The 16049-nt window shown below is 34.0% G+C and carries 12 protein-coding genes; 4 read left to right on the forward strand and 8 right to left on the reverse strand.

Features of this window, described 5'->3' with window-relative positions; genetic code table 11:
* Positions 1-467: 467 nt before the first annotated feature.
* The 3 genes from thrC to thrA form a co-directional block, all read right to left on the reverse strand.
* The gene (gene thrC / locus FLACOL7796_RS16960) at positions 468-1757 is read right to left on the reverse strand and encodes a threonine synthase (protein WP_173971920.1); all 1290 of its coding nucleotides are present in this window, start codon (positions 1755-1757) and stop codon (positions 468-470) included.
* A 406-nt stretch (positions 1758-2163) separates the two neighbouring features.
* Complete coding sequence (locus tag FLACOL7796_RS16965; RefSeq protein WP_173971921.1) at positions 2164-3099, reverse strand: homoserine kinase; 936 nt, start codon at positions 3097-3099, stop codon at positions 2164-2166.
* 149 nt (positions 3100-3248) lie between these two features.
* Positions 3249-5696, reverse strand: coding sequence for a bifunctional aspartate kinase/homoserine dehydrogenase I (gene thrA / locus FLACOL7796_RS16970; protein WP_173971922.1), 2448 nt, complete (start codon positions 5694-5696; stop codon positions 3249-3251).
* 725 nt (positions 5697-6421) lie between these two features.
* Between thrA and hutH the strand changes: the two genes are divergently transcribed.
* From hutH to FLACOL7796_RS16990, 4 genes are all read left to right on the forward strand, one after another.
* A complete protein-coding gene (hutH, locus tag FLACOL7796_RS16975; RefSeq protein ID WP_173971923.1) occupies positions 6422-7936 on the forward strand; it encodes a histidine ammonia-lyase in 1515 nt (504 codons plus the stop codon).
* Between the two features lie 48 nt (positions 7937-7984).
* Positions 7985-8629: a DUF47 domain-containing protein gene (locus tag FLACOL7796_RS16980; protein ID WP_173971924.1), complete on the forward strand. Its 645-nt coding sequence runs from the start codon at positions 7985-7987 to the stop codon at positions 8627-8629.
* A 32-nt stretch (positions 8630-8661) separates the two neighbouring features.
* A complete protein-coding gene (locus FLACOL7796_RS16985) occupies positions 8662-10002 on the forward strand; it encodes an inorganic phosphate transporter (protein ID WP_173971925.1) in 1341 nt (446 codons plus the stop codon).
* A 171-nt stretch (positions 10003-10173) separates the two neighbouring features.
* Positions 10174-11559 carry an SMI1/KNR4 family protein gene (locus tag FLACOL7796_RS16990; protein ID WP_173971926.1) on the forward strand — a complete coding sequence of 462 codons (1386 nt, stop codon included), beginning with the start codon at positions 10174-10176 and terminating at the stop codon, positions 11557-11559.
* 79 nt (positions 11560-11638) lie between these two features.
* Here FLACOL7796_RS16990 and FLACOL7796_RS16995 read toward each other — a convergent pair whose 3' ends face one another.
* The 5 genes from FLACOL7796_RS16995 to rimK all read right to left on the reverse strand — a co-directional run bounded on the left by FLACOL7796_RS16995 (position 11639) and on the right by rimK (position 15996).
* Positions 11639-12952 carry a serine hydrolase domain-containing protein gene (locus tag FLACOL7796_RS16995; RefSeq protein ID WP_173971927.1) on the reverse strand — a complete coding sequence of 438 codons (1314 nt, stop codon included), beginning with the start codon at positions 12950-12952 and terminating at the stop codon, positions 11639-11641.
* Entirely contained in the window at positions 12949-13566 is a 618-nt protein-coding gene (locus tag FLACOL7796_RS17000) for a hypothetical protein (RefSeq protein WP_173971928.1), read from the reverse strand. Before FLACOL7796_RS17000 ends, FLACOL7796_RS16995 begins: the two co-directional genes overlap by 4 nt.
* Positions 13563-13898, reverse strand: coding sequence for a PadR family transcriptional regulator (locus tag FLACOL7796_RS17005; RefSeq protein ID WP_173971929.1), 336 nt, complete (start codon positions 13896-13898; stop codon positions 13563-13565). The genes FLACOL7796_RS17000 and FLACOL7796_RS17005 overlap by 4 nt, the downstream gene beginning before the upstream one ends.
* A 107-nt stretch (positions 13899-14005) precedes the next feature.
* The gene (locus tag FLACOL7796_RS17010; RefSeq protein WP_173971950.1) at positions 14006-14521 is read right to left on the reverse strand and encodes a DUF421 domain-containing protein; all 516 of its coding nucleotides are present in this window, start codon (positions 14519-14521) and stop codon (positions 14006-14008) included.
* 104 nt (positions 14522-14625) lie between these two features.
* Positions 14626-15996 (reverse strand): 30S ribosomal protein S6--L-glutamate ligase, encoded by a 1371-nt coding sequence (gene rimK, locus FLACOL7796_RS17015; protein WP_173971930.1) that lies wholly within the window; start codon positions 15994-15996, stop codon positions 14626-14628.
* Positions 15997-16049 lie beyond the last annotated feature (53 nt).

A 16049-nucleotide genomic window follows, 5' to 3' on the forward strand; every position in this document is an offset into this window, starting at 1 on the left:
ATTATGTAGGTTTAGATTTTAAAGATGCTAAAGCTACTTTTACTTATAATTAATAGGAGAAAATAAAACATTTTTCTAAAAGAAAACCACAAATTGTACTAGCTTGTTTTAAGTATGATTTGTGGTTTTTTAGGTTTTTATAATGAGGGACATTATCCTTTTAGAAATATTTCAGATGGATTATGTTTTAAATATTTTTTAGCTTCTTCATTTTTATGTTCTTTTATATGAATGAATATTTCTGGTGTTTGTGTATGATCAGTCTGATATATGTTTGGTTCAGTTTTTTCCTTTAATTTGTTAATTAATATATTTAAAAGCCTCATTTTCGAATTCTATTTTTTATTCAGTATAACGTTGTAAATATAAGATTTGTATTCTTAAAAAATGGTTATCAAAATAAAAAACCATAGATTACAATATGTTATAATCTATGGTTTTAAAATTTTACTGTATAAGGTGAGTTGTTATCCTAAAAATGTTTTCAACTCCTCATAACTCTTAATCTTCACACTCACTTTCTCCTCATTAATAACACTCTCAATTTGTTCCGGAATAGGAAGTGTAATTCCTAAAGCAGGTTCAACTACATCTAGAAATTTAATTGGGTGAGCCGTTTCTAAGAAAACACCAATCGCATTTTCATGCTTTTGTAATTCTTTTTTCAATCCTAAATATCCAACAGCGCCGTGTGGTTCTGCAATGTAACCGTTGGTATTGTAAATCTGTTTTAAGGCTGCTAACGTTTCTTCATCAGTATAACTATAAGAAGAGAAATCTTTTTCGAAAGCTTTTAAATCGTTGTTGTATAATTCCTGAATTCTGATAAAGTTACTTGGATTTCCAACGTCCATCGCGTTAGAAATTGTGGCTTTAGAAGGTTTCGGATCGTATTTTCCGCTTTCTAAGAATCTTGGTACGGTATCATTTACGTTTGTAGAAGCAACGAAATGTTCGATTGGTAAACCTAATTTCTTTGCCATAATTCCGGCGCAGATATTCCCGAAGTTTCCACTTGGGCAAGAGAAAACTAAAGGTTTGTTTTGGCTTTTCAATGCTTTATAAGCAAAGAAGAAATAGAACATTTGCGGCAACCAACGCGCAATATTGATAGAATTTGCCGAAGTCAGGTTTTTGTGCGCTAAAGTCTCGTCTAAAAACGCTTTTTTGACCATATCCTGGCAATCATCAAAAACACCGTCAACTTCAAGTGCTTTAATGTTTTGACCTAAAGTAGTCAATTGTTTTTCCTGAATATCGCTTACTTTTCCTGACGGATATAAAATCACAACATCAACACCGTCAACACCCAAAAATCCGCTGGCAACAGCGCCGCCGGTATCTCCCGAAGTCGCTACTAAAACCGTATTTTTACTGTCTTTTTTATCTTTGTTAAAATACGCCAGACAACGTGACATAAATCGCGCGCCAACATCTTTAAAAGCCATGGTTGGCCCGTGGAATAATTCAAGCGAATAAATCCCCTTTTCGACTTCTACCACCGGAAAATCAAAGCTTAAAGTTTCGGCGATAATTTCTCTTAGATTTTCTTCAGGAATTTCATCGCCCACAAATTGCTGAATCACATCAAATGCGATATCGTTGTGGCTTAAATTTTCGATTACGTTAAAAAATGCAGGATTTAAAGGCGTAATAGTTTGAGGAAAATACAATCCTTTATCACTCGCTAATCCTTGTATCACAGCTTCTTTAAACGAAACTTCTGGTGCATTATGGTTTAAACTGTAGTATTTCATGGTTTATTTTAGATTTTCGGAAACAAATTCCAATTTTTTATCCCGAAACTTCGGGACCAAATTCCAATAGTTATTTTTTTTTTACCGCAAAGAGCGCAAGGAAATGGTTTCTTTTGAAAACGCAATCCCGATAGCTATCGGGAGCAAAGCTTTGTGGTGATATTTTTATTTTTTTTATTTCAATGATTTTTAATTAAGCGCCTTTTTTGTCATTTCGACGTAAGGAGAAATCTTCGCAAGTAACTCCGTAATGTGAGTCCAATCTTTGTCGAGCTTCTCGCGAAGATTTCTCCTCCATCGAAATGACAAACTGTGTGTGTTATACTTTGTGTGGGCTTCGACTTCGCTCAGCCTGACAAACGATACGAACAATTTTTAATTCTAAATTTTTAATTTTTAATTCCTTTTAAAGAATTCTTACGCCGTCTGGATTAATTTCCGAAACGTGAATTTCATAAGGTAAATTCATGTTTTCGTAAACATCGCTCATGGCTTTTGCGATTTGGTCTGCGGTGTTTTTTCCTCTGCTTAAAGCAAAAATCGACGGACCAGAACCTGAAATTCCAGAGCCTAAAGCGCCGTTTTCAAGTGCCGTTTGTTTGATCAAATCAAAACCAGGAATCAAAACGCTTCTTAATGGTTCTACGATTTCGTCATGAAGTGATCTTCCTATCAAATCATAATCTTTGGTGTATAAACCTGCGATTAATCCACCCACATTTCCCCATTGCATGATCGCGCTTTTTAAGGAAACGGTTTGTTTTAATACCGAACGCGCATCAGATGTTTTCAACTCAATTTGAGGATGAACCACCGTTGCAAATAATTCTTCCGGACTATCAATTCTGATAATATCCAGCGGCGCATAACTTCTTACCAAAGTAAAACCACCCAAAAGGGCAGGAGCAACGTTGTCAGCATGAGCATTTCCGCTGGCTAATTTCTCGCCTTGCATCGCAAACTGCACCAAATCTTTGCGGGAATAAGGTTGTCCTAATAACTCATTAATCCCGAAAACAGCTCCGGCAGAACTTGCAGCGCTGCTTCCAATTCCGCTTCCGGCTTTGATATTTTTATAGATTTCGATTTCAAACCCAAAATTTATCGATTCAAAATCTCTTTCATAAGCTTCTAACATCGCTAAAGCCGCAACACCCGAAACGTTTTTCTCGGTTTCTAAAGGTAAATCGGCACCCACAATTTTAGTAATACGAACTCCTTTTTGTTCTGTTTTTCGAACAATCATTTCATCACCCGCATTGTCTAAGCAAAGTCCAAGTACGTCAAATCCGCACGAAAGATTTGCAATTGTAGCGGGACAGAATAATTTTATTTGTGTCATTTTTTATAGGTTCAGAGTGGCAAAGGTTCAGAGGAACAAAGGCTTTGCTGCTCGATGTTTTTTATTTTAAGATTGAAAGCGACAAAAGGTTCATAGGTTCAAAGGGGTTTAACTTTGTCCCTTTGCACCTATGAGCCTTGGTCCCTTGTTTAAATATTTCCAATTCTAATTACATCCGCAAAAATTCCTGAAGCGGTTACGGCTGCACCGGCTCCAGCTCCTTTGATCAATAACGGCTGATCTACGTAACGATCTGTATAGAAAAGTACGATATTGTCTTTTCCTTCTAAATTATAGAAAGGATGATCTTTCGGGATGAATTGAAGACCAACGCTTGCTTTTCCGTTTTCGAATTGAGCAACGTATTTTAATCTTGAATCTTTGGCTAAAGCTTCTTCATATATTTTATTAAAATGATCTGCATGTTTAATTAAAGAAGCAAAAAAGTCTTCATTATTAGTTGTTGCCAAACAATCTGCCGGTAAAAATGATTCGTTTGCGATGGCATCAATATCCATTTCGTAACCGCTTTCGCGAATTAAGATTAAGATTTTACGCGCAACGTCGATTCCGCTTAAGTCAATTTTTGGGTCCGGTTCAGTAAATCCCTGAACTCCGGCTTCTTTTACAACGTCATGAAAAGAATTATTCTTATCAAAATTGTTGAAAATGAAGTTTAAACTTCCTGATAAAACCGCCTGAATTTTATGCACTTTATCGCCGGAAGCAATTAAGTTTTTTACAGTATCAATAATAGGTAATCCCGCGCCAACATTCGTTTCAAACAAAAACGGTGCGTTGTATTGACGAGATAAACTTTTTAGTTTTTTATAATTATCGTAAGCAGATGAACAGGCAATTTTATTACAAGTTACAACGGCAATACTTTGTTTTAAGAATTTTTCGTAAGTTTCAGAAACACTTGCATTTGCAGTAATATCCACAAAAATACTGTTACGTAAATTAAGCTCTTTGGCGCGTGCGATAAATTCTGTTGGAATCGCGTGTTCTCCTTTGTCTAAAGCCGATTGCCAGTCTTTTAATGAAATTCCGTCTTCATCAAAAAGCATTTTTCTGGAGTTTGATAAAGCAATTACACGAACATTAATTTTTAAATTTTCTTTTAAAAACTTTCTTTGATTATGAATTTGCTCGATGAATTTTTCACCTACATTTCCAACTCCCATTACAAATAAATTCAGCTGTTTGGTGTTTTCTTCAAAGAAGTTTTCGTGCAATGTATTCAACGCTTTTTTAACGTCTCTTTCGTTAATTACAGTCGAAATATTACGTTCAGAAGCGCCTTGCGCAATAGCACGGATATTTACGTTGTTTTTACCCAAAGTACTAAACATTCTTCCGCTTAAACCCTGGTGATTTTTCATGTTTTCACCCACCAAAGCAATAATGCAAAGGTCTTTTTCTACAATAGCAGGATCAATTTTGTTTTGTAAAATCTCAACTTCAAAAGCTTTATTAATTGCAGCTTCTGCATTTTCAGCATCAGAATTTAAAATTCCGATACAAATAGAATGTTCAGAAGAAGCCTGAGTAATAAAAATAACATTGATTTTTTCCTGAGACAATACTTCGAATAAACGTTTTGATGAACCTGAAACTCCAATCATTCCAGGACCTTCCAAAGTTACTAACGAAATATGATCGATATGGCTGATTCCTTTTACAACCGTATCTTTTGATGAAACCTGATTCGAAATTAAAGTTCCTACAGCTTCCGGCTCAAAAGTATTTTTGATTAAAATGGGAATATTTTTTCTTAAAACAGGCTGAATTGTTGGCGGATACAATACTTTGGCACCAAAATGCGATAATTCCATCGCTTCCTGATACGAAATATTAGCAATAGGCTGCGCTTGTTTTACAATTTTAGGATTAGCAGTAAACATTCCGTTTACGTCTGTCCAGATTTCCAATTGTGATGCGTTAAGTGCTCCGGCAATAATGGCCGCAGTATAATCAGAACCTCCACGACCTAAAGTTGTAGTGATTCCGTCAGTAGTCTGAGCGATAAATCCCGGTAAAATATTGATTTGATATCGGTTTCCACCAAAATATTCCTGAATCAATTTATTCGAAACTTCAAAGTTTACAACCGCTTTACCAAAGTTATTGTTGGTTTTGATCAATTCGCGACTGTCTTTATATACTACGTTTTTATCTACTTGCTGATACGCTTGTGCGATGATATAAGACGAAAGCAATTCGCCAAAACTTAAAATAGTATCGGCAGTTCTAGGAGATAATTCGCCCAATAAAAAACAACCATCTAATAAAGTTTCTAAGTGATTGATGATTCTTTTTACGTGGCTTAACAAGCTGCTTTGCTCGCTTACCGGAATTAAATCTTTTAAGGTATCAAGATGTTTTTTCTCGATTTCAGCAACAATATCTCTAAAGCCTTCGTCGTTTGCTGCTGCTTTTGCTGCTGCCAATTGCAATAAATCGGTTACTTTGCTTAAAGCTGAAACAACAACTACTAATTGATCTTGTTTAGAATTCTGGTTGATAATTTCGAGAACGAGTTTTATATTTTGAGCATTGGCAACCGAAGTTCCGCCAAATTTTAATACTTTCATTTTGATGTTTTTTAATAAGGTGCAAAGATTTTGAGTAACAAAGGTTCAAAGATTATTTACTGTGAACTGAAACTAAAAACTGCGACTATTTTTTTTGTTTTGTAAATGTTTTTTATGTACCCATTGCCTTTCTTCTTTCATGAGAAAAGTATAGATAACCTGAATTATATGTAAAATGTATACCCCTAAGGGGTAGTAGTTGTTGTTGTAGAAATTGTTGTAGCAGCAATTGCAACTCTAGTTGGAGTTGCCATTGTAGATTGATATTTTGTGCTGTTACTTTTCATTTTGATTTTTCAAAAGTACAGTTTTTTCTAAAAGTTAAAAAACCTAATTCCCTTTTTACGAATATTTTAAAAATTCAAATCTCATCAATTCAATATTGAGTATTCGTTAAAATTAAAACTCTAAAGATGACTTATTCCTATATTTAAGGCTTTTTTTGTTAATGCTTTAAAATGTTTTGAAGGATCATTATTTTTGAAATTGATTCAAAATTCATCGAATTTAACCTATATACTAAGTAGGAAATGCTTTTTTTTGAGTTTATCGAATAAAATTCTAATCTGAATTTTTTACAAACAAAGACCTGATTTTTTGTCTGATAATGATTATGAAATAAATAAAATAGCGAAATCGAATTAGTGCAAATTTTAATTATTATGAACAAATGTTGCTTTTTAATATTGATTTGCTGAATTTTGATGTCTTAAAATACAAACAACATGAGAGAAATCCATTATATAAGTACTGAAATCCTAACTTTAGAAGCTTTACAAGAAATCATAGTCAATGGTAAAACACTTGAACTATCAGAAGAAGCAAAAGTAAACGTTCAAAAATGTCGTGATTATTTAGATAAAAAAATGGCCTCACATTCTGAACCTATTTATGGTATCAACACAGGATTTGGATCTTTATGTAATGTGAAAATTTCGAATGAAAATTTATCAAAACTTCAGGAGAATTTGGTAAAATCGCATGCCTGCGGAACCGGAGAAGAAGTTCCTGCTGAAATTGTTAAGTTGATGTTGTTGCTTAAAATTCAATCTTTAAGTTACGGACATTCCGGAATTCAATTGCAAACGGTATCTCGTTTGGTTGATTTTTATAATAATGATATTTTACCAATTATCTATACTCAGGGATCTTTGGGAGCTTCTGGAGATTTAGCGCCTTTGGCACATTTATCTTTGCCTTTATTAGGAGAAGGAGAAGTTTTGTTTGAAGGAAAAAAAGTAGCTTCAAGCGAGGTTTTAAAGCGTTTTGACTGGAAACCAATTGTTTTACAATCAAAAGAAGGTTTGGCATTATTAAACGGAACTCAGTTTATGAGCGCTTACGGAGCTCATATTTTAATAAAAGCCTATAAATATTCTTATTTAGCTGATTTAATAGGTACCATTTCATTAGAAGGTTTTGACGGAAGAAGTGAACCATTTAATGAATTGATCCATTTTATACGTCCTCACAAAGGGCAAATTGTTACCGCGCAACGCATTAATGAATTTCTTGAAGGAAGCGAGATTATTGCTCAGGAGAAAAAGCATGTACAAGATCCGTATTCTTTCCGTTGTATGCCACAAGTTCACGGCGCTTCAAAAGATGCGATCGATTATGTTCGAAAAGTATTTAAAACCGAGATTAATTCGGTTACAGACAATCCAAATATATTTATCGAAGCCGATAAGATTATTTCCGGAGGAAACTTCCACGGACAACCTTTGGCTTTAGCCTTAGATTTTATGGCAATTGCTTTGGCTGAGTTAGGAAGTATTTCTGAAAGAAGGACCTATCAGTTAATTTCTGGATTGCGCAATCTTCCGGCATTTTTGGTAGATAATCCGGGATTGAATTCAGGATTTATGATTCCGCAATATACAGCGGCAAGTATTGCAAGTCAAAACAAACAATTGGCGACACCTTCAAGTGTAGACAGTATTGTGTCGAGCAACGGACAGGAAGATCACGTAAGTATGGGGGCAAACGGAGCGACAAAAGCGTTACGCGTTTTAGATAATTTAGAACGTATTCTGGCCATCGAATTGATGAATGCTTCTCAGGCAATTGCGTATAGAGAACCGCTAAAATCGAGTGATTTTATCGAGATGTTTTTGAGCAGCTACAGAGAAGTGGTTCCGTTAGTTAAGGAGGATAGAATCCTGCATTACGATATTGAAAAAACCGTTGAATTCCTTGACAGTTTCCAAATTGAAAACGATTTGTTAACAATGGCTTAACATTGTAAAGTATTAATGAAGTAATTTTGCACTATCAAAAATATAAAAATGTCAATAAACAGTATTTTCCAATTTTTAGTGCCGAAAGACAAGAAATTCTTTCCACTTTTTGAAGAGGCTTCAAGCAATTTAATTGAATTAGCTTCTAATTTACACGAAGCTGTAAATCTTCCATTAAAAGAAAGAGAAGTTCTTTTTCAGAGAATTGACGAATTAGAGCAAAGAGGAGAAGACATTACACGTCAGACCAATCTTGAATTGAGCAGAAACTTTATTACGCCATTTGATAGAGAAGATATTCATACCTTAATTACTTCTATTGATAACGTTGCAGATTACCTGCACGGAGCTGCAAGCAGAATGAGATTGTATCAGGTTGATAAGATTACAAAATCAATCAGAAAAATGACCGAAATCAATCTTGAAGCTTGTCAAAACATTGATAGTGCGGTAAAAGAATTGAGAAATTTACAGAATTTCAAAGTCATAAAAGATGCTTGTGCCAGAATTAATAAACTGGAAAACAAGTCAGATAACGTTTATAACAAAGCAGTTTTTGAAATTTTTGAAAACGAAACAGATGCTAAAAATATTATTAAATATAAAGAAGTGTTATCTGTTTTAGAATCAGCAACAGATAAATGTAAGAGTGTTGCGAACATACTAGAATCTATTTCAGTAAAACATTCTTAAATTCAATTTATTTCATTCTGAAGTTATAATTTATGACGCTACTTATAATTATTATAGTATTAGCCTTAATTTTTGATTACATCAATGGTTTTCATGATGCGGCAAATGCTATTGCAACAGTTGTTGCCACAAAGGTTCTAACGCCTTTTCAGGCGGTTCTTTGGGCAGCATTTTTTAACTTTTTAGCTTATTGGGTCTTCGGATTTGGTGTTGCGGATACTGTTGCTAAAACAGCAGATACAATGCAAATTGACCTGGTGGTTATTTTAGCGGGAGTTATTGCCGCTATTTGTTGGAATTTATTGACCTGGTGGTTAGGGATTCCTTCAAGTTCATCACATACTCTTATTGGTGGTTTTGCCGGAGCAGCAGTTGCTCACGCTATCGCTATACATGGTTTTTCAGGTTATGTTGATGCAGAAGGAGTTACACATCATTGGTATGATATAGTAAGCTGGTATAAGGCCGGTAAAGATGGCGGAATGCCTTCCGGGGTTCTTATTATTATTGCTTTTATTGTTTTAGCGCCTTTATTAGGAGCTTTGGCATCCTACTTAATTTCGATTTGGTTGTTGAATGCTTCTCGTAAAAGTATCGGACCAAAGATCTTTACAGTAGCTTTAATGATTGCAACTATCTGGTTCGTTTACACACAAATGATTCCTTACGAAGAAATTATAAAAGACGGACACAAACCTCGTTTTGCTTCTTCTGTTTTCTGGAGTGTTGCTTTTGAACCGCACAATATTAAATGGTTTTTAGTTGCATTTATTGTATTGACAGTAAGTGGTTTCTGTTTGATATTTAGTAGTTTGAATCTACATCAGGCAGATGCAGCTTTAAAGAAAATGCAATTATTATCTTCTGCGGCTTTTAGTTTAGGTCACGGAGGAAATGATTCACAAAAAGTAATGGGTATTATTGCAGCAGCTGTTGTGGTTTATATTAATACAAATCCTGGTGTTCATATGGATTCGTGGTTAGATGTAGCGCTTCCTTCTGAAGATGGTGCTTTCAAAATGCCAAGCTGGATTCCGTTAGCATGTTATTCTGCAATTGCTGCAGGAACTTTAAGTGGTGGATGGAAAATTGTGAAAACAATGGGTTCCAAAATCACAAAAGTAACTTCGTTTGAAGGTGTTGCTGCTGAAACTGCTGGAGCTTTAACGCTTTATTTTACAGAGCATTTAAAAATTCCGGTAAGTACAACGCATACTATTACGGGTTCTATCATCGGGGTTGGATTAACAAAACGTGTTTCTGCCGTTCGTTGGGGAGTAACAGTAAGTTTAATTTGGGCATGGATATTAACCATTCCAATTTCAGCTTTATTAGCAGGTATTATATATTATGTTTTAAGCGTTTTTATATAATAGTAAAATGATTGTTGTAAAATGTGAGATGTAAAATCGCATTTTAAAATAGATAAAAAAAAGCTGGTTTCTTTACTGAAGCCAGCTTTTTTGTTTTGTAGTATGAGTTGTTTTAAAGTTATAATGTATTTACTTTTACTTTATAATAAAAGAAGAGATAAAGGTTAGGAAATGGGTGAATTGAACCAAATACAAAGAATAAAAAATAAGCTGATTCTTGCAAAAAATGCTGATAATGATCTAAAAGTATTTGGCGCGAGTAGTCATCAATATACTTTAGGGGAAACGGTTAGTATTGATGAGATTCTAAGTTTTGAAAACGACTATAATATAGTGCTTCCGGAAGATTATAAAGCCTTTTTACTTCATATTGGTAATGGGGGAATCTCGTACGCAAATTCTGCTGCAGGGCCAGGCTATGGAATTTATCCGCTTGGAAAAAATACCAATGAGCTAATCTATGAAAATGATAAGCAATATCTAAAAGAAGATTGCAAATTATATCCTGAAATGACGGATGAATTTTGGGCTGATTTGAATAAAAATATTGAAGAAGATGATGATATTTCTACCGAAGATTTTGAGGTTGAATTAGGTAAAATATTTTCAGGATTACTGCCTGTTGGTACGCAAGGCTGTACGTATTATTATGCGCTTGTTTTAAATGGTGAATTTAAGGGAAGAATAGTGAATGTTGATAGTGACAGGCAAAAACCATACTTTGCGTTTGAATCTAACTTTTTAGATTGGTACGAAAGATGGTTAGATCAGATTATGCCAGAAAGTATAATGGTAACTCAACCTGATTTGTTTAAATACACTTTAAGCGGATTGGCTGGTTATATTTTAGAAGTGTTTTTCGCTACAGAAAATAATGATATTAAAACAGAATGCCTGAACGGAATCCTGAAAAAGGAAAAATTAGATGCAGCAACTTTAGATATTCTAGAAGAACAATACCAATTAAGTTCGGGCGAAATTAAAAAAGCGATTCTTCAAATATTGACCAAGTTTGATTATGAACGTGCAAAACCTCGTCTAATTTCTTATTCGGATGAAAGTTTGTTAGATGTTTTTCAGTTTGTATTTTGGTACGCAAAAGATAAAAGTTCAGATTGGCTGGAAGTTATAAAGGCGAATATTGAAAACATTCATGATGAAGAAACGTTTAGTTTTTGTACTTACGTATTAGAAGCAATGAATCTTGATTATGCAGCTATTATTGTTCCTTTTACTTATAATAAAAACGAAGATATAAGGGTTGATGCTTATTATGCGCTGGGAAAATTGAAGAATAAAAGCAATTATATTGATGCTTTTATATCCGGCCTTAATGATGAATCAAACAGGGTAATTCATATTGTTTTACAGGCTTTGAATGGAGTAGAAGACAAGAAGCTTTTAAAGCACTATAAAATGATAGCTGAAAAATTTCCGGTCGAAAAAGATTATATTTTAGTGAATCTTAATCACAGATTAAAACCATTTGGCTTGACCAATAAAACAATTAAAAAGATCAATACAGATTCAGAAATTGATGTTAATAATAGCAAGTAGCATTAAGTTTTAGAGGTAAAAAAAAGCTAGTTTCAGTAAAGAAACTAGCTTTTTTTGTTTGCTGTTTTAGGTTTATTTATTATTTGGTGAATAAAAATTCTTGTCCGCCTTGTTTTAAAATCATTTCTTTTTTATCAGAATTGAATTCAAGAACAATACCTGCAACATCAAATTTAAATACTTTAGTAGTTGTAGCTTCTAACGGAAAAGAAGGTTGTCCGGTAGCTTGTGCGATTAATGTATTGTCTTTTTTTGAAATCGTTATTTTTATTGGAATTTGAGTACTGCCATAAGTTCCGGAATACAGATCCAGAATTTCAGGACTAACAGCAACGCTTCCGAAAACCGGCATTGTAAATGGTTTGTTGAAATAAGAGTTTAAAGCGCATAATAAGATGTTGTTATTGTCGTAATCCAAACCGTTTGAAGTTAAGGCTAAAGCTAATTTTTCATTTGGAAAATAGCCTGCAACAGATTTAAAGCCATCAATTCCTCCTGTATGACCGTAATTTTTCTTTTCGTAATAAGGAAATTCAAATAATCCCATTCCAAATTTATCTTGTGCAGTTTTCATTTGATTTAAATGATCTATTGAAACAATTTTTCCGGCAAAAAGACCTTCAAAAAAGAGGTTTAAGTCGGTTGGGTTAGAAACAATTGCACCGGCACCAAGCGGAATAGACATATCTGTTTCGCTTTCTTTTTTCCATTTCCCATTTTCAGCTGTATACGAATAGCATTCGTTGTTCGCAATATTGGTTTTTTTACCTAAATAAGTGTTTTTTAATTTTAATGGAGTAACAATTTTCAGGTTTAAAATTTCGCCAAAAGGCTTCTTGTAAATATCTTCTAATACAAAAGACAATAAAACATAGTTAGAATTGCTGTATTGTCCTTTTGTGTTTGGTTCAAAAGCAATTTCACCCGCTGCAATTCGTTCGATCATTTTAGCTTTCGATTGATATTGAGTATTCCAGGTTAGGTAATCATCGTCGTTTGTGAAATCGTGTATACCGCTTCTGTGGTTTAATAAATTACTAATTGTAATTGTTTTTGCATTTTTTACCGTTGGAAAATATTTGTCAATAGTTTGATTTAAAGTGATTTTATTTTCTTCGATAGCTTTAAAAATAAGCGCGGCAGTAAAAGTTTTAGAGATAGAACCAATTCTGTATTTCGTATTTATACTTGATTTTTTTGAAGTCGCAACATCGTCAAAACCAATTGATTTTGTATAAATTGTTTTTCCGTTTTCAGAAAGGGCTATGCTTCCCATGTATTTGTTGTTTTTCTCTAAAAGGAGAAACAAACTGTCCAGTTTTTTTGCATTGAAGGTTTGAGAAAATGCACTCGTAAAGACGAGAGCAAACAAGCAGCTGATGATTTTTTTCATGATGATGATTTTTGATTAATTGATTTTTTTAATTTTAATAAAAGGGTGATAAGAAAATAGAAAACTAAGATTGCTAATAACATTGCAGGAATAAACCAGTTGCCCAGTACTTCGTGAGTTCCGTATTGAGTTTTACTTTCAGGATTCATTATTCCTAAGACAAACACAGAAGGCGACTCGCTTTTTATGTGAAGACCAACAAGATCTGGATTGAAGATTTTTGCAAAAATCAGAAAAACGAAACCAAACAGAAACAGGTACAAAACAAAGAAAAAGATGTACGAAATACCGTTTGTAAAGTTTAAAATTAAGGCTTTAAAAACATGAACAGGGTTGAATGTTCTCGTTGCCTGTTCTAGTTTTTTATCGGCTACAAGTGGTTTTAGAACTTCTTCCGGAAAACCTAATTTTTCGATAATATCTAAAAGTGAATCTAGTTCGTTGGCATTATTTCTATGCTGAATCGCTTCAAAAATATGACTGTTGAATTCCATATAAATATCATCCTGATTCATTTTTGATAGTGATGCCGTCGCTTTTCTAACGCGCTTCATGTAGTCGTTGTAAATTCGCTGCGAAGCTTTCTGTTCGAATTTGATATCTTCTATTCTCATTGGATGATTTTTTTAATTGATTTCTCAAGATTCTCCCAGTAAATATTCATCTGACTTAGAGTTTCTATTCCGGCTTTGGTTAATGAATAATACTTTCTTGGAATACCGGTTTCTTGTTCTACCCATTTAGAATCTACTAATTCTTCAGTTTTTAATCGATTCATTAAAGGATAGAGAGTTCCTTCGGCAATTTCTATTTCAGTATGTTTTCTTATTTGTTCGATAAGTTCATAACCGTAGTACTCATTATTTTTGAGCACATTAAGGATAATGAAAGTCAATGTGCCTTTCTTTACCTGCGATTTCCAGTTTGTTACAAATGTTTCGTTCATTCTGCTAATGTATAACAAAATACATAGTATAACAAAGTGTATAGCTAAGTTTTTTTAATGTAAACAATTAATTATTTGATTTTCAAATGATTAAATGTTTTTAAAAGTTATTTCTGTAAGTTCTTGTGATTGTGTTTTCGTTTAAAATGTGTTTCCTTGATATTTTTTTTATCATCAGAAATTACACTTATGGTACCATCAACTTCGAGCATGGCAAGTTTAATGTCTGTTAAATGCTCTAAACCATGTTCGCGTGCAGCTTCTTTTAATTCTTCGTGTGAGATATCCAGTTTACTCAAAGTCTTAAAATCAATTATTCCGTTGTGAATCAGAATTTCGGGTTTGTCTAACAGCAAATTGTTAAGCCCTTTGTATTTATGGGTTAGTTTTTTAATGATGTAATTAATGATAAACAAAGCCAAGGCTGCAATTAATCCTCCTGAAAGACTTGTGTCAGGTCCGACCATGGCGTTTTGAACGGAATTACTAATCAATAAAATCAGAATGATATCGGCAGTATTCAATTGCGAAAGCTCTTTTTTACCAAACACTCTAAGGGCGATTGTCATGAAAAAATAAACGGCAACACTTCTTAGAATAATATCAAAATAGGGGGATAACATCATTTTTTGAGGATTTAAGTAATAAAAAAAGCTTTGTCTAAGTTTTTACACTCTGACAAAGCTACTAAATTAATTATGTGCGATTAAGTTCAAATGAACTTAAGTTATATTAGTTTAAAGTTCTTTTCGATTGCTTTGATCATTTCTCCGGCAACATCTTTGTTTGTTGCACCTTCGATTCCTTCAAGACCAGGCGAAGAGTTTACTTCAAGTAATAAAGGCCCTTTTGAAGAACGAATAATGTCAACTCCGGCCACTTTTAAGTCCATTGCTTTTGCGGCTTTTATAGCGATCTTTTTTTCTTCGGCAGTAACTTTAATTACAGAGGCTGTTCCGCCAAGGTGAATGTTTGCTCTGAATTCTCCAGGCATTGCTTCACGCTGAATCGCTGCAACCACTTTTCCGTCGATTACAAAACAACGAATGTCTTTTCCGTTGGCTTCTTTGATAAATTCCTGAACTAAAATATTGGCATTTAAGCTTTTAAAAGCATTGATAACACTTTCTGCAGCTTTTTTGGTTTCGGCTAAAACAACTCCTTTTCCCTGAGTTCCTTCAAGTAATTTTACGATTAAAGGCGAGCCTCCAACCATTTTAATCAAATTGTCAGTATCAAGAGGAGAGTTGGCAAAACCAGTGGTAGGAATGTCGATTCCGCTATTCAAAAGCAATTGCAGTGAATATAATTTATCTCGTGATTGAGTTATGGCTGTAGCCGAATTTAAAACGAAAACCTTCAAAGCTTCAAACTGACGTGTCAGAGCGCAACCGTAAAAAGTAATGCTTGGTCGGATTCTTGGAATAATAGCATCAAATTGATTTAATATTTTTCCGCCACGATAATGAATTTCCGGAGTTTTAGCATCCAGTTTCATGTAGCATTCCTTGATGTTTAGAAAGTGCATTTCATGACCGCGCATTTCGCCGGCTTCCATGATTCTTTTATTGCTGTACAATTCAGGATTACTGGCCAAAAGCCCAATTCGTAAACCAGAAGTTGCTTTTTCTGAGTTTTGGTATAATTCTTTTAAAGCTTCGGTTGTAGGCTGGCCTAACATGTACTTTTCCTCCGGATCAACCAGTACACGTCCGCTCATGGCTTCACGGCCTAGTAGCATACGGAAACCCATTGAATCCCTGTTGGTCAAAGTCATTTCTATTGGCCATTTGATATCGCCAAGTTTTATTTGAGTCTGAATCACATAGCGGTGTTCTCTAAAACCACTTGAGCTTTTTACAATTCTTTTGTCAACCAACGGAGCTTCACAATGAATGATGGTTTTAATATTATTCTGAATTGGATTAATATCAAATTTCACCCAATTGGCATCATTTTTTATAAAAGGAGCTATGTTTATGGCGTGCATTGCCGAAGTTTTGGCACCGGAATCCACACGAGCTTTGATTGTTGGGATTCCTAGTTCTGGAAATGAGCACCATTCTTCGCTACCTAAAATGACTTTGTTTTGAAGCATACGTTATTATTTGTTTTTATAGAGATTAATAGCCAAAAATAGCTATTTGCTTT

The sequence above is a fragment of the Flavobacterium bizetiae genome, assembly GCF_902804475.1.
Classification (GTDB): Bacteria; Bacteroidota; Bacteroidia; order Flavobacteriales; family Flavobacteriaceae; genus Flavobacterium; species Flavobacterium bizetiae.